This is a genomic window from Streptomyces sp. NBC_01294, from assembly GCF_035917235.1.
Classification (GTDB): domain Bacteria; phylum Actinomycetota; class Actinomycetes; order Streptomycetales; family Streptomycetaceae; genus Streptomyces; species Streptomyces caledonius.
In genome coordinates, this window is the sequence record NZ_CP108423.1 from 7,134,552 (window position 1) to 7,152,957 (window position 18,406).

Annotated in this window: 18 protein-coding genes; 9 read left to right on the plus strand and 9 right to left on the minus strand. The window is 72.2% G+C overall.

Going from position 1 to position 18,406, the window contains the following annotated elements; genetic code table 11:
- The first annotated feature begins 114 nt into the window (after positions 1-114).
- The 8 genes from ureA to OG534_RS32305 all read left to right on the plus strand — a co-directional run bounded on the left by ureA (position 115) and on the right by OG534_RS32305 (position 9,125).
- Positions 115-819, plus strand: a complete 705-nt coding sequence (gene ureA, locus OG534_RS32270) for an urease subunit gamma (RefSeq protein WP_326592754.1) — start codon at positions 115-117, stop codon at positions 817-819.
- The gene (locus OG534_RS32275) at positions 816-2,564 is read left to right on the plus strand and encodes an urease subunit alpha (RefSeq protein WP_326592755.1); all 1,749 of its coding nucleotides are present in this window, start codon (positions 816-818) and stop codon (positions 2,562-2,564) included. The genes ureA and OG534_RS32275 overlap by 4 nt, the downstream gene beginning before the upstream one ends.
- A gap of 109 nt (positions 2,565-2,673) precedes the next feature.
- Entirely contained in the window at positions 2,674-3,780 is a 1,107-nt protein-coding gene (locus OG534_RS32280; RefSeq protein ID WP_326592756.1) for an agmatine deiminase family protein, read from the plus strand.
- A gap of 88 nt (positions 3,781-3,868) precedes the next feature.
- Positions 3,869-5,536 carry an ABC transporter substrate-binding protein gene (locus OG534_RS32285; RefSeq protein WP_326592758.1) on the plus strand — a complete coding sequence of 556 codons (1,668 nt, stop codon included), beginning with the start codon at positions 3,869-3,871 and terminating at the stop codon, positions 5,534-5,536.
- Entirely contained in the window at positions 5,533-6,492 is a 960-nt protein-coding gene (locus OG534_RS32290; RefSeq protein ID WP_326592759.1) for an ABC transporter permease, read from the plus strand. Before OG534_RS32285 ends, OG534_RS32290 begins: the two co-directional genes overlap by 4 nt.
- Entirely contained in the window at positions 6,489-7,343 is an 855-nt protein-coding gene (locus OG534_RS32295) for an ABC transporter permease (protein WP_326592760.1), read from the plus strand. Before OG534_RS32290 ends, OG534_RS32295 begins: the two co-directional genes overlap by 4 nt.
- Positions 7,340-8,335, plus strand: coding sequence for an ABC transporter ATP-binding protein (locus tag OG534_RS32300; protein ID WP_326592761.1), 996 nt, complete (start codon positions 7,340-7,342; stop codon positions 8,333-8,335). Before OG534_RS32295 ends, OG534_RS32300 begins: the two co-directional genes overlap by 4 nt.
- Positions 8,319-9,125: an ABC transporter ATP-binding protein gene (locus OG534_RS32305; protein ID WP_326592762.1), complete on the plus strand. Its 807-nt coding sequence runs from the start codon at positions 8,319-8,321 to the stop codon at positions 9,123-9,125. The genes OG534_RS32300 and OG534_RS32305 overlap by 17 nt, the downstream gene beginning before the upstream one ends.
- Positions 9,126-9,184: 59 nt before the next feature.
- On the opposite strand, the gene OG534_RS32310 is transcribed toward OG534_RS32305, so the two are convergent.
- The gene (locus OG534_RS32310) at positions 9,185-9,820 is read right to left on the minus strand and encodes a TetR/AcrR family transcriptional regulator (RefSeq protein ID WP_326592764.1); all 636 of its coding nucleotides are present in this window, start codon (positions 9,818-9,820) and stop codon (positions 9,185-9,187) included.
- 163 nt (positions 9,821-9,983) lie between these two features.
- Here OG534_RS32310 and OG534_RS32315 point away from each other — a divergent pair, with 163 nt between their 5' ends.
- Complete coding sequence (locus OG534_RS32315; protein WP_326592766.1) at positions 9,984-11,138, plus strand: agmatine deiminase family protein; 1,155 nt, start codon at positions 9,984-9,986, stop codon at positions 11,136-11,138.
- A 101-nt stretch (positions 11,139-11,239) separates the two neighbouring features.
- Here the strand turns inward: OG534_RS32315 and OG534_RS32320 are convergent, their stop codons facing one another.
- From OG534_RS32320 to OG534_RS32355, 8 genes are all read right to left on the minus strand, one after another.
- Positions 11,240-12,430 (minus strand): cytochrome P450 family protein, encoded by a 1,191-nt coding sequence (locus OG534_RS32320; protein ID WP_326592767.1) that lies wholly within the window; start codon positions 12,428-12,430, stop codon positions 11,240-11,242.
- On the minus strand, positions 12,427-13,620 hold the full coding sequence (locus OG534_RS32325) for an MAB_1171c family putative transporter (RefSeq protein ID WP_326592768.1): 1,194 nt from the start codon (positions 13,618-13,620) through the stop codon (positions 12,427-12,429). Before OG534_RS32325 ends, OG534_RS32320 begins: the two co-directional genes overlap by 4 nt.
- A complete protein-coding gene (locus OG534_RS32330) occupies positions 13,617-14,144 on the minus strand; it encodes a regulator component (protein ID WP_326592769.1) in 528 nt (175 codons plus the stop codon). Before OG534_RS32330 ends, OG534_RS32325 begins: the two co-directional genes overlap by 4 nt.
- A gap of 272 nt (positions 14,145-14,416) precedes the next feature.
- Positions 14,417-14,872 (minus strand): helix-turn-helix domain-containing protein, encoded by a 456-nt coding sequence (locus OG534_RS32335; RefSeq protein ID WP_326592770.1) that lies wholly within the window; start codon positions 14,870-14,872, stop codon positions 14,417-14,419.
- Between the two features lie 437 nt (positions 14,873-15,309).
- Positions 15,310-15,717: an FKBP-type peptidyl-prolyl cis-trans isomerase gene (locus tag OG534_RS32340; protein ID WP_326592771.1), complete on the minus strand. Its 408-nt coding sequence runs from the start codon at positions 15,715-15,717 to the stop codon at positions 15,310-15,312.
- Between the two features lie 351 nt (positions 15,718-16,068).
- Positions 16,069-16,941, minus strand: coding sequence for an alpha/beta hydrolase (locus tag OG534_RS32345; protein ID WP_326592772.1), 873 nt, complete (start codon positions 16,939-16,941; stop codon positions 16,069-16,071).
- A gap of 27 nt (positions 16,942-16,968) precedes the next feature.
- Positions 16,969-17,799: an alpha/beta fold hydrolase gene (locus OG534_RS32350; RefSeq protein ID WP_326592773.1), complete on the minus strand. Its 831-nt coding sequence runs from the start codon at positions 17,797-17,799 to the stop codon at positions 16,969-16,971.
- Positions 17,800-17,870: 71 nt separating this feature from the next.
- On the minus strand, positions 17,871-18,395 hold the full coding sequence (locus OG534_RS32355) for a DoxX family protein (protein WP_326592776.1): 525 nt from the start codon (positions 18,393-18,395) through the stop codon (positions 17,871-17,873).
- Positions 18,396-18,406: the final 11 nt, after the last annotated feature.

An 18,406-nucleotide genomic window follows, 5' to 3' on the forward strand; every position in this document is an offset into this window, starting at 1 on the left:
AGCGCCGGCCTCCGTGGCCCGCCGCATCCGCCTTCCGGAGGAAGGAATGATCATGAAGTTCTCGATCGGCCGGGGTCTGTGCCCCGCCGCCGGGGCGCACTCCCGGTGGGCCTCATGGCCCTGACCCCCACCGAACGCGACCGGCTCCTGCTGTTCACCGCCGCGGAACTGGCCCGGGCCCGACACGCACGCGGCCTGCGGCTCAACGTTCCGGAGGCGACCGCCGTGATCGCCGACACGGTGTGCGAGGCGGCTCGTGACGGCGTCCGCCTCGCCGACGCCCTCGCGCGAGGCCGAAGCGTCCTCGGCCCGGACGACATCCTGCCGGGCGTCGTCGACATCGTCACCGAGGTCATGGTCGAGGCGGTGTTCGAGGACGGAACCCGGCTCGCGGTGATCAGTGAGCCCTTCGGCGAGCTGGACCGTGACGACGGCGCACCGGGCGCCGTACTGCCCGCCTCGGACAGCGTCGAGGCACGTGCCCCCGTCGTGACCCTCGTGGTGAGCAACACCGCGGCGGTGCCGGTGAGCGTGACCTCCCACTTCCACTTCTTCGAGGCCAACCCGCGCCTGAGCTTCGACCGTGCCATGGCGTACGGGATGCGCCTGGCAGTCGCGGCCGGGTCGTCCACCCGGTTCGACTCCGGAGCCACCGTGGAGGTGGGCCTCATCCCCATCGGTGGTGACCGGATCGCGATCGGTTTCGCCGGCTTGGTCGACGGCCCGCTCGACGCCCCCGGCGCGAAGGCCGAAGCCCTGCGCAGGGCCGCGGCCTGCGGCTACCTCGGTGCGGGCGCCCCGGAAGGAACCGCGACATGAGCAGACCCACCCGACACGCCGATCACTGCGCACCGGGCAGCCGGCACATCGACCCGCACGAGTACGCCTCCGTCTTCGGCCCGCGCGCCGGGGACCGGGTGCGTCTCGGTGACTCCGGGCTGACGGTGCGGGTGGAGTACGACGCGCAGAAGCCCGGTGACGAGTTCCTGGCCGGTTTCGGCAAGACCGCCCGGGACGGCCTGCACCTGAAGGCCGCCGCCGTCCGCGAGACCTGCGACGTCGTCATCAGCAATGTCCTGGTCATCGACGCGGTCCTGGGCATCCGCAAGGTGTCGATCGGTATCCGCGAGGGCCGTATCCACGCGATCGGGCGGGCCGGCAACCCGGACACCCTCGACGGCGTCGACGTCGTCGTCGGCACGGGTACCTCGATCGTCTCCGGCGAGGGCCTGATCGCCACCGCCGGCGCCGTCGACACCCACGTGCACCTGCTCTCCCCGCGCATCATGGAGGCCTCGCTCGCCGCGGGCGTCACCACGGTCATCGGTCAGGAGTTCGGCCCGGTGTGGGGCGTCGGCGTCAACTCCCCGTGGGCGCTGAAGCACGCCTTCAACGCCTTCGATGCCTGGCCGGTGAACATCGGTTTCCTGGCCCGGGGTTCCTCTTCGGACGCCGCTCCGCTGGTGGAGGCCCTGGCCGAGGGCGGTGCCTGCGGTTTCAAGGTGCACGAGGACATGGGCGCTCACACCCGCGCCCTGGACACCGCCCTGCGGGTGGCCGAGGAGTACGACGTACAGGTCGCGCTGCACAGTGACGGCCTCAACGAGTGTCTCTCCGTCGAGGACACCCTGCGGGTCCTGGACGGCCGCACGATCCATGCCTTCCACATCGAGGGCTGCGGCGGCGGGCACGTGCCCAACGTGCTGAAGATGGCGGGCGTGCCGAACGTCATCGGCTCCTCCACCAACCCGACCCTGCCCTTCGGCCGGGACGCGGTGGCCGAGCACTACGGCATGATCGTCTCCGTTCACGACCTCAAGCCCGACCTCCCGGGCGACGCGGCCATGGCCCGCGACCGGATCCGGGCCGGCACCATGGGCGCCGAGGACGTGCTGCACGACCTCGGGGTGATCGGCATCACCTCCTCCGACGCCCAGGGCATGGGCCGGGCCGGCGAGACGATCCGCCGCACCTTCGCCATGGCCGCCAAGATGAAGGGCGAGCTGGGCCCCCTGGCCGGCGACGGCGAGGGCGACGACAACGCCCGGGTCCTGCGCTACATGGCCAAGCTGACCATCAACCCCGCCATCGCCCACGGCCTGGCCCACGAGATCGGCTCCATCGAGACCGGCAAACTCGCCGACATCGTCCTGTGGCGCCCCCAGTTCTTCGGCGCCAAACCGCAGCTCGTCCTCAAATCAGGCTTCCCCGCCTACGGCGTCACCGGCGACCCCAACGCCGCCACCGACACCTGCGAACCCCTCGTCCTCGGACCGCTCTTCGGCGCCCACGGCGCCGCCCCCGCCGACCTCTCGGTGGCGTTCGTGAGCCGCGCCGCGGCCGAGTCCGGCTCCTTCGGAGCCCCGTACGACGCCATGGCCACCCGCCGCCGCCGGGTCGCCGTGCGGGGGACCCGGGGCATCGGCCCCAAGGACATGGTCGGCAACGACCGCCTCGGAGAAGTCGACGTGAACCCACGGACCGGTCTCGTCACGCTCGACGGAGAGCCCCTGCGCTCCGAGCCGGCGCAGCAGGTCTCCCTGAACCGCCTCTACTTCCTCTGAGGCTCCCCTCCCCGGTGCGCACCCGCCCCTCCGATATCCGCGCACGTCAGGCCTTGACTGAATTTTCAGTCGGGTGGAAGACTCCGCCCACACAAGAAATGAGACACCGATGGCCGAATACCGAATGCCTGCCGAGTGGTCCGAGCACGAGGGCTGCCTCATGGCCTGGCCCACCCGCGAGGACCTCTGGGGGAGCGTCCTGACCGAAGCGAAGGAGGAGTACGCCAACGTCGCCCGCGCCATCGCCGCCTTCGAGCCCGTGACGATGGTCGCCCCGCCCGGCCACGGCGCGGACGCCCGCGACCGCTGCGGGGACGGCGTCACCGGCGTCAGCGGCGTCACGGTGATCGAGCTGCCGCTCGACGACTCCTGGTTCCGCGACTCCGCCCCGCTCTTCGTCCTCGACGGGGACGGCAACCGCGCCGGCGTCGACTTCCGCTTCAACGCCTGGGGCGGCAAGCACCACCCCTTCGAGTCCGACGACCGGATCAGCGCCCTGCTGCTGGACCACGTCGGGGCGGACCGGATCGCCTCCGACATGATCCTCGAAGGCGGCGCGATCACCGTCGACGGCGAGGGCACGCTGATCACCACCGAGCAGTGCCTGCTGCACCCCAACCGCAACCCCGGCATGAACCGGGGCGAGATCGAGGCCGAGCTGAAGTCCCGGCTCGGCGTCACCAAGGTCATCTGGCTGCCGTACGGCGGTCTCCTCGACACCGAGACCGACGGCCACGTCGACGGTGTCTGCGCCTTCGCCGCCCCCGGCACGGTCGTCGTCTCCCTCCCGGACGACCCCGACCACCCCGACTACGCCCGGATGCGCGCCAACCGCGCCGTGCTGGAGGCCTCCACCGACGCCCGCGGCCGCCGCCTGGAGATCATCGACGTCCCGCAGACCGTCTTCGCGGACCTCGCCGACGGCGAGATCGAGGTGTCCTACCTGAACTACTACGTCGCCAACGGCGGCGTCGTCGTCCCGGTCGCCGGGCTGCCCCAGGACGAGGCCGCCCTCGCCGTCATCGCCTCGGCCCACCCCGGTCGCAAGGTCGTCGGGGTGCGGGCCCTGGCCATCGCGTTCGGCGGCGGCGGCGTCCACTGCATCACCCAGCAGATCCCCGCCGCACGCCCTGTACGCCCTGCAACCCCCGCACGCCCCGCCCGCCCCGCCCGCCCCGCACACCCCGCGGGCACCACCGCCGACGCCACCGTCTGACCCGAGAACCGGCCGTTCCCGGCGGTCCGCCCCGGCGGTCCGCCCGCTCCTCCACCCCCGCATCCCTCACGGAAAAGAGAGCGCGACGATGACCACCTCCCCACCCCGCACGAGCAGACGCCCCCGACGCCGGGCCGGCCGCCGCACCGCGACCCTCACCGCCGCCGTCCTGACCTCCTTCGCCGTGCTCGGGGCCTGCTCGGGCCCGCCCAAGGGCAACGGCGGCGGCGTCACCGACGTCAGCCTCTCCGTCTCCACACCCCCGGCCCGCGGCGAGATCGACTCCTTCAGCTGGGCCGTCTACGCCGAGCCGCCCACCCTCGACTACACGGTCGCCTTCGACTACCCGCAGAACACCATCCTGTCCAACGTGTGCGAGAGCCTGATGCGCTGGACGCCGTCGCTCACCACGGAGCCCGGCCTCGCCCAGAAGGCGACCAACCCCGACCCCACCACCTGGGTCTACGACCTCCGCCCCGGCGTCCGTTTCCACGACGGCAGGGAGATGACCGCCGACGACGTCGTCTTCAGCCTCGGCCGCCAGATGGACCCCGACAACGCCGCCGCCTGGGCCCAGGTCTTCCAGAACGTCACCGCCGTCACCAAGACCGGCCCGCTCCAGGTCACCGTCAAGCTCAAGCAGCCCGACTCCCAGTTCCCGCAGTACATGGCCACCGCCGCCGGCGTGGTCGCCTCCAAGGCGGGCGTCGAGGCAGCGGGCAAGGACTACGGCACCACCGGCGGCCTCGCCTGCACCGGCCCCTTCCAACTCGGCACCTGGAACAAGGGCCAGTCCATCGAACTGGACCGCTTCGACAGCTACTGGGGAACCAAGGCCAAGTCCAAGAAGGCCGTCTTCCGCGTCCTGACCGATCCCTCCGCCCGCACCAACGCCATGCTCAGCGGCGAGGTCGACGGCGGCTACCTCATCCCCACCGAGAGCTACGCCCGCCTGCGCGGCAGCGGCACCGGAACCCTCTACTTCGGTGAGGGCCTGAGCACGGTCAACGTCAACATCACCAACATGCAGGGCCCGCTCGGCGACGTCCGCGTCCGCCGCGCCCTCTCCCTCGCGCTCGACCGCACCGGATTCGTCAAGGCCGGCCTCGGCGGCGCGGGCACTGTCACCAACTCCCTCACCACCCGGGCCGCCTGGGCAGCCGCCCCCGAGCACACGCTCAAGACCGCCTTCGACAACCTCCCGCCCACTGGCCAGGACATCGACAAGGCCAAGGCGCTCATCGAGGAGGCCGGCGCCACCGGCAAGACCCTGACCGTGGCCACCAGTTCCATAGGCCAGGACGTCTCCCTCCTCGCCACCGCCGTCCAGGCCGCCGGCAGCCGGATCGGCCTGGACATCCGGCTCAAGACCATCGCCCCCAACGCCTTCACGGCCCTGTTCACCGACCCGCAGGCGCGCGAGGGCATCGACATGTTCCCGCTCACCTACTACGACTCGATCACCGACCCGCTCGACCTGCTGCAGAACTTCAAGACCGGCGCGTACATGAACTTCGCCGGCTACAGCGACCCCCAGTACGACGAACTCGTCGACCAGGCCTCCGCCCTCTACCCGGCCGAGCAGCGGCTGGCGATCGAGGCCAAGCTCCAGCACCACGCCTCGGAGCAGCTGCTGTGGATCCCCGTCGCCGAATGGCCGACCGCGGTGTTCCTGGGCAAGCGGATCACCGGCGCCCCCACCTCGATCTCGTACATGTACTACCCGTGGGCCGCCGACGTGGGGGCCTCCGAGTGAGCTTCGTCCGATTCGCCGCACGACGGCTCGCGGAGATGGCCGCCACCCTCCTCGCGGCCTCGTTCGTGGTCTTCGGCGCCATGTACCTGGCGCCGGGCAGCCCGGCGAGCTTCCTGCTCGCCGGCCGGTCGGCCTCCCCGGAGGCGCTCGCCGCGATCAACGCCCAGTACCACCTGGACGACCCGTTCCTCGTACGGTACTTCCGCTGGCTCGGCGAGGTGGTGCAGGGCGATTTCGGGCGCTCCATCACCTACCGCACCGACGTCTCGCGCCTCCTCGCGGACCGGCTCCCGGTCACCCTGCTGCTGATCGCCATGGCCCTCGTCGTGGTCGTGGCCGTCGGCCTGCTGCTCGGCCGGATCGCGGCCGTCCGCGGCGGAGCCACCGACTCCACCATCCTCGTCACCACGACGTTCGCCGTCGGCACCCCCTCCTTCGTCGCCGCCGTCCTGCTCCAGGGTCTCTTCGCCGTCCAGCTCGGCTGGTTCCCCAGCAGCGGCGCCGGCGACGGCCTCGTCGACATGCTCTGGCACCTCACCCTCCCCGCGGTCGCCCTCGCCCTCTACCTGATCGGCATGCTCGCCCGGGTCACCCGCGCGGCCATGCTCGAAGCCCTCGACAGCGAACACGTCACCGTCGCCCGCAGCCGCGGTGTCCCCGAACGCCAGGTCATCCGGCGCCACGTGTTCCGCAACTCCCTCGGGACGGTCCTGACCACCGGCGGACTCATCGTCTCCACCCTCCTGGTGTGCACGATCCTCGTCGAGACCGCCTTCAGCATCGGCGGGATCGGTCAGCTCCTCGAACTGTCCACCACCACCAAGGACTTCCCGACCGTCCAGGCGATCTCCCTGATCATCGTCGCCCTCTTCATGATCGTGAACCTGGTCGTGGACCTGCTCCTGCCCCTGGTCGACCCACGGGTCACCCTCGGAACGAGGGGGGCCGCCGCGTGACCGCCGTCCTCACCCGCCGCCCCGGCCTCTCCCGGATCCGGGCCGCCGGCTCCCCGCTCCACCTCGTCTGTCTGGCGCTCGTCGCCCTGGTCGTGCTCGCCGCGCTGTGCGCGCCCTGGCTGGCACCCCACGACCCCAACGCCGTGGACCTGGGCAACGCCCTCGCCGCGCCCTCCGCCGCACATCCCCTCGGTGTGGACGCCGCCGGCCGCGACACCCTCTCCCGGCTGCTCCTCGGCGCGCGCACCTCGCTGCTCGGCCCGCTGGGCGTCGTCGCCTTCTCCACCGTCGTCGGCATCGCCATCGGGATGGCCGCGGCCTGGCGCGGCGGCTGGCTTGACTCCGTCCTGTCCCGCAGCACCGAACTGGTCTTCGCCTTCCCCGGCATGCTGCTGGCGATCCTGATCATCTCCGTCTACGGGGAGGGCCTGCTCGCCCCCGTCATCGCCCTCGCCGTCGCCTACCTGCCCTACGTCAGCCGCCTCACCCGCTCGCTGGTCCTCGCCGAACGGGCCCGTCCCTACGTGAGCGCATACCAGGTCCAGGGCCACTCGGCCGTACAGATCTGCCTGCGCCACATCCTGCCCAACATCGCCCCCGTCGTCCTCGCCCAGTCCACGATCAACTTCGGCTACGCCCTCATGGACCTCGCCGGGCTGTCGTTCCTCGGACTCGGCGTCCCCGCCCTCACCCCCGACTGGGGCCGCATGGTCTTCGACGGCCAGACCGCCATCCAGCACGGCTACCCGCTGTCGGCGATCCTGCCCTGCGTCTTCATCGTGCTGACCGTGGTCGCGTTCAACGTGGTGGGCGAGCGGTGGGCCGACCGTGTCGCCAGGAGAGACCGATGAAGCCGACGCACACGCTCGACATCCAAGGGCTGAGGGTCACCCTCCCCGGCACCGCCCGGCCCGTCCTCGACGGCGTCGACCTCACCGTCGCCGCCGGCGAGACCGTCGCCCTCGTCGGCGAGTCCGGCGCGGGCAAGACCATCACCTCGCGCAGCGCGCTGCGCCTGCTGCCGCCCGGCGCCGTCGTCGAAGGCTCGGTCCGGGTCGGCGGCGAGGACGTGCTCGCCATGGACCCCGCCCGGCTGCGCGGCGTACGCGCCGGCACGGTCGCCATGGTCTTCCAGGACCCGCGCGCCGCCGTCAACCCGCTGCGCCGCATCGGCGACTTCCTCACCGAGAGCGTCACGCTCACCGGCGCGATGAGCGCGGCGGACGCCACGGCCCGGGCGGTCGATCTCCTGCGGGCCGTGGGCCTGGACGGGTCCGTCCTGCGCAAGTACCCCGGCCAGGTCTCCGGCGGCATGCTCCAGCGCGTCGTGATCGCGGCGGCCCTCATGGGGGATCCCGCGCTGCTGCTCGCCGACGAGCCCACCACGGCCCTCGACGTCACCAGCCAGGCCGAGGTCATCGCCCTCCTGGCCGGGCTGCGCGAACGGTTCGGCACCGGCCTGCTGTTCGTCACCCACGACCTCGACCTCGCCGCGGCCATCAGCGACCGGGTCTACGTCATGTACGCCGGGCGCATCGCGGAGACCGGCCCGGCCGAGGTGCTCTTCACCCGCCCGCGCCACCCCTACACAGCCGCCCTCCTCGCCTCCAGCCCGCGGATGGACGGCCCCCGGGGCAGGCTCGCCGCCATCCAGGGCCAGCCCCCGGACCTGCGCGAGCCGCTGCTCGGCTGCGCCTTCGCCGCCCGCTGCCCGCTGGCCACGGAGGTCTGCGACGAGCGGGCCCCGCTGCCTTCCGCCGCGCCGGACCGGCCGGACCACCGGGCCGCCTGCCACCACAGCGACCGGCTCGAAGGGAGCACCGTCGATGTCCTCGAAGCCTGAGCACGTACTGGAGGTCAGGGGGCTGCACCGCGCCTTCGGAGCCGTCCGCGCGGTGGACGACCTGTCCTTCGCGCTCCCCGAGGGCGGATCGCTGGGCATCGTGGGGGAGTCCGGCTCCGGCAAGACGACCACGGCCCGCATCGTCGTCGGGCTGGAGCACGCCGACGAGGGGGAGGTGCTCGTACGCGGCCGGTCCCGGACGGGCCGCTCCCGCGGACGGGCCGCCCGGCTGGCCCGCGCCCGCGAGATCCAGATGGTCTTCCAGGACCCGTACCTCTCCCTCGATCCGCGCACGAGCGTCGAGGCGGCCCTGCGCGAAACCCTGAGCCTGCACTTCCCCGGCCGCGACCACGCGCAGCGGATACGCGAACTGCTCGACCAGGTCGGCCTGGGCACCCGGGCCGCCGACGCCCTGCCGCGCCGGCTCTCCGGCGGCCAGCGCCAGCGCGTCGCCATCGCGCGGGCCCTCGCCGTCGAACCGGCGGTCCTCGTCCTGGACGAAGCGGTCGCCGCGCTCGACGTCTCCGTGCAGGCCCAGATCCTCAACCTGCTGGCCGACATCAGGGAGCAGACCGGGATCGGCTACCTCTTCATCACCCACGACCTCGGGGTCGTCCGGTGCGTCACCGACGAGATCGTCGTGATGCGCCACGGCGCAGTCGTCGAGCAGGGCGCCACGGCGGAGGTCCTGGCCGCGCCCCGGCATCCGTACACCCGGCTGCTGCTCGAGTCCGTGCCCCGTCCGGGCTGGGATCCGGAGGCGATCGCCGCGGCGCGGCGGGCGCTGTAGCCCGGCGCGGGTCCGCGGCGCTGTAGCCGGCGTGGGGCCGGAGTCAGCCGGGTCCGGGCTCAGGCGCCGGCGGCGAGCGTACGGATCAGCGTGCGCAGCACCGGCTCCGGGTCGACCTCGGCACCCAGCGACTCCACGGCGGCCAGGCCGTCCACGGCGGCGGCCACGGCTTCGCCGAGCAGGCGAGGATCGACGTCCCCGCCCCGCTCGTCGGCCAGCACCCGGAACAGCGCGACGAAGCAGCCGCGCCAGCGCCGGTACTCCGCCTCCAGGCTCTCCCGGACCCGCGCGTCGTTGAGGGCGTGCCAGTGCAACGCCGAGTGGAGGTGCGAGAGTTCCGCGCCTTCGGGCCGGGAGAGCAGTTCGACCACCCGCTCGGCGCGCTCCGCGAACGACCCGGGACCGGCGACCGCCTCCTCCAGCGGATGGATCCACTCCGGGCGGATGTCCGTGATGACCGCCAGGACGAGGTCCGTCCGGTCCTGGAAGTGGTAGTGGCACATCCCGTGCGAAACGCCGCACAGCGCGGCCACGTTGCGCGTGGTGAACCGTTCGCTCATCCCGCCCGCGAGCAGCGTCCGCGCGGCGGCGATCAGCCGGGCCCGGGTCTGCTCGCCCTTGGCCGAGGCCCGGGGCCGCCGTGCGGGGGCAGGGGGAGCGGACAGGTCCGGTGGGTTCTTCGCGGAAGCTGCCATGGCGTCACTCTAACGAGCCCGCGGGCCGCCACCTGCGGCTTTCCCCGATCTTCCGGAATGACCTCGTCCAAACTATTGACCGAGCGCTTGGCCAGTTTTAGCTTTCCGGTCAACCCCGCAGCCAGGCGGGGCAGTTGGACCATCAGATCCCCAAGGAGACCCCATGAACGATCACGCAGCAGGCCCGCCCGCCGAGGGCATGGGCAGGCGCCGCTTCCTGACGGCCGCCGGCCTCACCGCCGCGGCCGCGGCGATCGCGGTGGCCGAGGGCCGGGCCGGGGCGGCCTTTTGCCCGGCGCTCGCGGCGGCGGGCACCTTCCAGGTGCCGATCGAGGACGTCCGCCACACCCGTACCTGGATGGCCTGGCCGGACAGCACCTCGATCTGGGGCGGCAAGCTCAGCGGCGTCCAGTCGGACATCGCCCTCATCGCCCGGACCATCGCCAAGTACGAGCCGGTCTACATCTGCGCCAACTCCGGCAGCGCCTCCAAGGCCCGCTCCCTGTGCGGCCCGACCGTCACCGTCGTCACCACCATCCCCGTGGACGACTGCTGGATGCGCGACACGGGCCCGGTCTTCCGCACCGACGGGGCGGGCGGCCTGGACGCGGTCGGCCTGAACTTCAACGGCTGGGGCAAGAAGCAGGCCCACGCCAAGGACACCCTGGTGGCCGGCCGGATCGCCTCCTACGCCGGCGTCCCCTTCACCGCGGCCGGTCTGGTCGGAGAGGGCGGCGCGGTCGAGCAGGACGGCGCGGGCACCCTGATGGCCACCCGCAGCAGCCTCGTGAACAAGAACCGCAACCCCAACAAGTCGCAGGCGCAGATCGAGGCCGCGCTGTGCACCGCGTACGGCGCCTCCAAGGTCATCTGGTTCGACGGTGTGTACGGTCAGGACATCACCGACGACCACGTCGACGCGACGTCGCGCTTCCTCGCGCCCGGGAAGGCCCTCGTCCAGATGCCGCTGGCCTCGGACAACGACGTCTACGCGAAGGACGCGCGCCAGCAGTTCCAGATCCTGTCCGCGGCCACGACCGCGGGCGGCGCCCGCATGACCGTCGAGAAGCTCCAGGGCCCGGACTACTACAAGATCCGTTCCACCCACCCGGACTTCCTCGCCTCCTTCGCCAACTACTACGTGTGCAACGGGGCCGTCATCAGCGCCCAGTTCGGCGACACCCGGGCCGACACCGCCGCCAAGGCCACGCTGACCCGGCTCTTCCCCGGCCGCGTCGTCGAACAGCTCAACATCGACCGCCTCGGCGCCGGCGGTGGCGGAATCCACTGCGTCACCCAGCAGCAGCCCGTCCCGTAAGCCTCACCACAGTCCCACCACAGTCCCACCCGGGCGCGGGCCCCGCGGAAGTCCGGCGCCCGGCGGCCGAACCAGCCGCCGGGCGCAGGGGTTGGGGTGGGTCAGGCGAGGGCGAGGGGGAGGGTGGTCAGGCCGCGGGTGAGGCGGGTTCGGCGCCAGGTCAGGGATTCCGAGGGGATGGCCAGTCGCGCGTTCGGGAACCGGGTCAGCAGGGCGCGGAGGGCGATTTCCGCCTCGGCCCGGGCCAGGGGGGCGCCCGGGCAGCGGTGGATGCCGTGGCCGAAGGAGAGGTGGCCGCCGGCGTCGCGGTCGAGGTCGAGGCGGTGCGGGTCGGGGAACGCCGCCGGGTCGCGGTTCGCGGCCCCGGGGGCGATGAGCACCGGGTAGCCCGCCGGGATGTCGACCCCGCCGACGCGCAGGTCCTCCGTGCTGTGACGGAAGGTGGCCACGCTCACCGGGGAGTCGAAGCGCAGCAGTTCGTCGAGGGCACCGGGGATCAGGTCCGGGTCCCGGCGCAGGCGGTCGAACGCCTCCGGGTGCCGGAGCAGGGCCAGGACGGCGTTGCCGATGAAGTGGGTGGTGGTCTCGTGCCCGGCGACCATGAGGAGGGCGGCCAGGGAGACGGTCTCGTCCCGGTCGAGGCCGCCCTCGTCGCAGTCGCGCAGGAGGGAGTGGAGCGGTCCGTCGCCGGGGGTGGCACGGGCCGCGTCGACGAGGTGGGTCAGGTAGTCGCCGATCCGGTGTGACGCGGCGTCGACGCGGTCGGTGTCGGTTGCGTCGAAGAGGTCGTGGGACCAGCCGGCGAGCGTGGCGCGGTCGGATTCCGGCACCCCCAGCAGCTCGCAGACGACGGTGACGGGCAGGGGTACCGCCAGGTCCGCCACCAGGTCGACCTCCGTGCCCGGCCGCCACGCGCTCATGAGGTCGTCGACGACCCGGGTGATGTACGGGCGCAGTTCGCGGACGCGTCCGGTGGTGAACAGGGGCGTCGCCACCCGCCGTTGGCGGGTGTGCTCGGGTGGGTCGCTCGCCAGCATGTTGCGGGAGATCGCCGGGTGCAGGTCGCGGTTCGAGGGCCGGTCGGCGAAGAAGCGGGCCGTGTCCTTGGACAGGCGGGGGTCGGTGAACGCCTCGCGGGCCTCGGGGTGGCCGGTGACCAGGTACGCGTGGTGTCCGCCGGAGCCGGTGGGGACTCGTTGGACCGGGCAGCCTTCGCGCAGCCGGTCGTAGGTGGGGTAGGGGTCGGCGAAGAAGCGCGGGTCGCGCAGGGGGTCCTGCCGCGGGGCGGTCACGAGGCCGCGCCCGCGTTCTCGGGCGCCGGGTGCCGCGCGTAGGCCTGCGCCACGAGCAGCAGCCACGCGGTCTCCGCCGGGAGGTCGCCCTTGCGGGAGCGGGTGCCGGCGGCGGGCGGGGCCTCGTCGCCGTCGAGGGGTAGTCCGGCGCGCTTCGCGTGCACGGCCGCGGCGATGACCGCCGCCTCCACCTCGGCGTCGCCCTCGGGGGTGTCGGCCGTGCCCCGGCGGGCGACCTCGGCGGCCGCGGCGTCCCGTACCGACGTTTGACGGTACCGGCGCAGGGCCAGCACGCAGTCGTTGATCTCGATGACCCGGCGGTGGAGGTGGAAGTCGAGGTCGTGGGCGTCGGCCTCGGTGTTGCCCGGGTCGAGCACGACCTCGGGGACCGCCGAGGTGACCTCCCGCCACAGGGGTTCCAGCGCCGTGAACGAGTTCCGTTCCCAGCGACGGCGGCGCAGTTGGCTGAGCGGCCACAGCAGCGCGGGGAGGGTGAGTCCGACGGTGATGAGGAGGACGGCGACGGCGGGCGCGGTCACGCTGAACGTGCAGCGGAAGGGGGTCAGCGGCGTCGAGCACCGGGCGCCGTCGGGAACGAGCCCCAAGCCGAGGCCGATCGAGACCAGGGCGAAGAGCTTGTAGGCGGCGTAGACGAGGGCGAAGCCACAGCCGACCGAGGTCGTGCGCAGGCCCCAGCGCTGACTGCGGCGGGTCGAGCGCCTGGACTGGGCCCAGGTCTGCAGCAGGAAGTCCTTGGCCGTGTACCCCAGGTAGGAGACGTAGATGAGCACGTAGCACGCGTACAACACCGGGTTTCGTCCGGCGAGTTGTTCGGCGGCGAAGAAGACGGTCATGCCGGCGACGCAGATCGCGAGGGCGATGACGCGCAGCCGGATCTGCCGGTGGGCCCGTTCGCGGTCCAGATTGAGCTGGAAGAGGAAGGCGAGGACCGAGGTGGCCGCCGTCAGGGTGAAGGTGTTGCTGAGGAGTCGGGCGACGTGGGGGACCACCGATTCGACCGCGCGCTCCACGGCGGGGGCGTACGAGGCGAAGGCGAGGGCGAACGAGGTCAGCAGCGCCGCCATCGCCCAGGTGCCCGTGGGGCGGTGTCCGCCGCGCCCTCGCGCCACCCAGTAGGCGGCGAAGCACAGCAGCACGACGGCCGTGCCCGTGAAGAGGATGTTGATCATTTCCGGTGGCGTTTCTTCCTGTGTGGCTTGGCGAACAGCGCGTCCCAGCTCTCGGTGCCGCTGGCCGGCCGGCTCGACGGGCCTTCGCGTCCCCGGTACATGAGTTGCCGGATCACGCTGGCCATCACCTCGGCCTCGCGTTCGTCCTCGCTGGTGTAGCTGGTCCGGCCGGACATGCGCTGGACGAGGGTCGGGTTGAACCCGATCGCGCGCAGGGTGTCCTGGTCCAGTTCCAGGCTGCCGGGGTGGTCGCAGATGATGTGGCTGATCTCGTGGGCGAGGATGTGGTTCTGGTGGAGGGGGGAGGTGGCCTCCTCGTAGAACAACAGGTCGGCGTCCGGGGTCTCCAGGCGGATGCCGCACGGGGCGTCCATGGCGCCCAGGGTGCTCAGGGGGCGCAGGATGATGGGGCGTCCGCGTTGTTCGGCCACGGCGTCGCGGAGGTCGCGGGTGCTGAAGCGGTGCGGGAGTTGAAGTGCCTCGACGCGCGCCTCACACGTGGCGCGAAGCTGCTCAAGGTCCATGTCCTCACTCTGGTGACGCCGGGCGGGGGTGGTCGGCCGGGGCGAACCTCTCCCTCGAAGCCTGGTACGCGCGCCCCAATGCTGACATGTTCGCGACACCGATTCGAGGGCGGGGTGCCGCCGCGGTCGGCCCGTGCCGCCGGGGATGCCGGGCCTGTGCCGGGAAACGCCTGATACCCCCTTGTCGTTGAGCGACCACAGGGGGTGTCGGGTCGGGGCGGGTCGGGTCCTGTCGTGTCGGGGACCGTGTGATCGCCACCCGGTGCGCCGGTTCAGTCGTCCAGGTTGAGGTCCTGCGCGGGGTCGTCGGTGGTGAGCCCCTCGAGCTTCCGGGCCTGTTCGATCACGGTGGACAGCATCTTCAGACTGTCGACGCTCAGGCCGTTGGCGCGCAGGGCCACCTTGCGGACGTCCTGATCGCGCATGGCGGCGAGGAGGTCGATCTCCGCCTTGGTGCGTTCGGCCGCCGCGCTGTCGACGAAGTAGCCCGCCGGTACGCCGAAGAAGTCGGCCAGGGCCTTGATGGTGTGTCGCGTCGGGTTCCGCTTGGCGCCGGTGCGCAGTTGCTGGATGGCGCTCGCCGTCACCCCGCGCCCCTCCCCGGTCGCAGCCTTGCGGATCCCCTCGGCGACCTCCGCGTAGGTGTAGGGCCCCCGGGAAGGGGGGTGCACCTCGCGGAAGAGGTGGTCCAGGAGTTGGGCGAAGGTGGGTGACTGGTCATCCTCCACGTACACGACCTCCTTGACGTGATGCCGAGCCTTTGCCCACCACAGTGTTTCTCGAAGCCCATCGGGCTGGCCCCGGCAACACTTTGGTTGACGCCGGACACTCACTCTGGTGTACGTTACCAATGCTTCGTCACCACTGAAGTGTCGAGGGTGTGGTGGTGGCGGGCACCGGCCGGGTCGGGGTCGAGCTTCACGGGGGTGAGCTCGGCCGACCGCCCGGAGGGCCGCGGCCGTGCCGGACGGGTTCGCCCGGGCCGGCGCGCGGCGGCGCGGGGAGACGCCTCGCCGGGGTGCTCGCGAGCGGCGGTAGCTCGTTGCCCGTCCGGCGCCACCGCCGCCAGCGGTGGTGGCGCGGCTCCTGCTGCTGCGTCGAAGAGCGAACAGAAGCCGCCTGACGGCAAAAGCCCCGTCCGCCGAGCGCGGCTGCCGGGCCAGGGTCACCAGGCCTTGCTCCACCCGGTTGTGCTGGAATACGAGTCGAGCAGGTCCACCACGAAGACCAGGGTCGAGCCCGCCGGGATCAACGGCGAGGGCGACTGATTGCCGTAGCCGAGACGCGGGGGAACGATGATCTCGCGCCGACCGCCGACTCTCATCCCCTTCACCCCGCGGTCCCAGCCCTTGATGACCCTGCCGCTGCCCAGGGCGAACTTGAACGGCTCGCCCCGGTCCCAGGAGGCATCGAACTCCTTCCCGGACTCGAAGGTCACCCCGACATAGTGGACCCTGACCACCATGCCCGGCTTCACCTCGGCCCCGTCCCCGACGACCAGGTCCCGGATGGTCAGCTCGGTAGGAGCGTCACCCTCCGGAACGTCGACCGTGGGCTTCGTCAGTTCACTCATTGCAGCCTCATCACTCTCCGTCGAAAGCCCCGCACGGACCAGCCGGACACATGGACACCCCGTGCAGCAGATGGTCACGCTACCGAGAGTGCCGGTCCCCGGAGCACACCGAATCCAGCGGCCACACGTGATGATCTTTCACATGGCCGGCGAACAGTTGCTTGCTTGGAAGGAGCAGGCCGGTCCGGAGATGGCCCGGATCTTGGTTGGCGGGGAGCGAGGTCGCCTTGTTGGTCCATGACCGGGCCCGCACCGATGGTTGTTGGCGGAGGGCCTCGCGCCGCCGCAAGGCGAGCCGTCTCGTTGCGGGTCCGCTGCGGCTGGACGTGGCCAGTCCCGTTCCGCGCTGCGTTACGAGGCCGGGTCGGTGAACCGGCGGACGAAGGTGAGGGCGGTGTCGGCGACCTCGCGCCAGCCGTGGTCGATGGTCAGGGAGTGGCCGCGGCCGGGAATCTCGGCGATCTCCGTGACCGCGTGCGCGTTGTGGGCCTGCCTTTTGTAGGAGGCGTTGGCGATGGCCCAGGGGACGGTGTGGTCCTTCTCCCCGGAGACGATGAGCAGCGGTCCGCGGTCGGCGGAGGTGGTGTCGACCTTGACCTCGGTCCACGGGTTGACGTTCGCCGCGGCCGCCTGGAAGAGGGGTTCTCCCGGGGCGGGGACGGCGAAGGTGTCGTACAGCTCGCGGGCTTCCTCCTCGCCGACCGAGTTGGCGAAGGAGTAGCGGAACTGCTCGTACGTCAGGGGGACGGCCCGGTGGTAGTTGGCCGGGTTGCCGAGGACCGCGCTCGCGGCCCGCAGCGAGGACAGGGGCAGCGGCAGCACGCCGCGGAAGGGCGCCGGATCGATGGCGACGGATGCCCGGGCCAGGCCGCGTCCGGCGGTGATCTGGGTGATCAGGCCGCCGAAGGAATGGCCGATGACCACGGGCTTGCGGTCGAGTCTGCCGATGAGGCCGCAGAAGTGGTCGGCGACCTGGCCGACGCTCTTGCCGGCGAAGACCTCGGGGTGGGCGTTGGCCTCCTCGACGGTCTCCGGGTCGTCGGGCCAGCCGGGGGTGACGGGCGCGAAGCCGGCCTCCTCGAAGACGGCGGCCCAGCGGTCCCAGCTGGTGGGCAGCAGCCACAGGCCGTGGATGAAGACGACGGGGATGCGGCCGGTGGCGTTGGCCGCCTCGACGCGGGCGAGGTCACGTGCGTAGGACGCAGTGGTTTCGGGGGATGACAAGGGTGGCTCCTCAGAGGTGGCGGGGCATCAGGCGGCGATGGTGCGGGCAGCCGATCGGATCAGTGCGACGACGGCGTCGGGCCTGCTGTACATCGGCAGGTGGGAGGACGGGACCTCGACCGTCCGGGACCGGGCCCGGGAGGCCTGGAACCGCTGGAGTTCGGGGACGATGCCCCGGTCCCGGGTGGAGATCAGGGTCCACGACGGCACGGTGTGCCACGCCGCGCCGCTCACACGGTCGGTGAACGCGGACCCGCTGAGCGGGCGCTGGCCCGCGGCCAGCACCCGGGTGGTGGTGCGCGGAACGTCCTGGGCGAAGACCTCGTGGTACCGGTCGGGCCGGATGTAGAGGTCGACGCCGGTGGTGCCGGCGGGTCCCGGTACGGGTACGGGGTCGAGGGAGGCTTCGAGCTGGGAGCCGGGGAACCGTGCGGCGAGCTCGCCGAGGACCTCTCCGGCGTCGGGGACGAAGGCGGAGACGTAGACCAGGGCCTTGACGGTGGGAGCGGTGGCGGCGGCCTGGGTGATGACCGCCCCGCCGTAGGAGTGGCCGACCAGGACGACGGGTCCGGGGACGGCCGCGAGCCGGGCGGCCACCTGGGCGGCGTCGTGGGTGAGGCCGCGCAGCGGATTGGCCACGACGACCACCGGGTGACCGTACTGCTGGAGCCGTTCGGTGACGGGGTTCCAGCTGGCGGCGTCGGCGAAAGCGCCGTGGACCAGGACCACGGTCGGCCTCCCGGCCTGTCCCTGCCCGGCGCCGGGTCCAGCGGCGGATGCCGCGGCCGGAGGCGCCGCGGCGATGGTCAGCGTTGCCGCGGCGCCGGCGGCGGTCTTCAGGGTGTGGCGTCGGCTCATGGGGCGGCCGGTCATCGTCGGGGTCCTTCCGGGTGCGGGGGGCGAAGGTGAGACGTGTTGGGTTGCTGCGGTCACGGGGAACTCGGCGGAGCCGGGGGTGCGGGTACGGCCGGGGCGTGCAGCAGGGCGCGTACGGCAAGGCCGCCGGCCACCCCGGCCGCCAGCGCGGCAGCGGCCGACCAGCCGGGCCAATGCGGTAGGCCCAGTGAGCGGTCGACGGAGAAGCGGCCGGGACCGGTGACGGCGAGCGTGGTGGCGATTGCGATGAGGACGAGGGGGTACTCGTAGCCGTCGTGCTGCACCCACAGGCCGTGGGGCCACTTGACGGTGAGGGCGACGGTCATCACGCCGATCGCCCCGGCGGCGCCGAGCGGAGTGAGGGCTCCGGCGGCCAGGAGCAGGCCGGAGCCGATCTGGCCGGCCCCCGCGGCGAGGGCGGTGAGCGCCCCGCCGCGGAAGCCGTCGTGCCGGAACTCCTCGGTGCCGCCCGCCAGTCCGCTGCCGCCCAGCAGGAAGCTGACCTTCTGTACTCCGTGCGCGGCGATCAGCAGGCCCGCGAGGAGGCGGAGGAGCAGCAGTCCGGTGTCGGTGTCCATGGTCAAGAGGT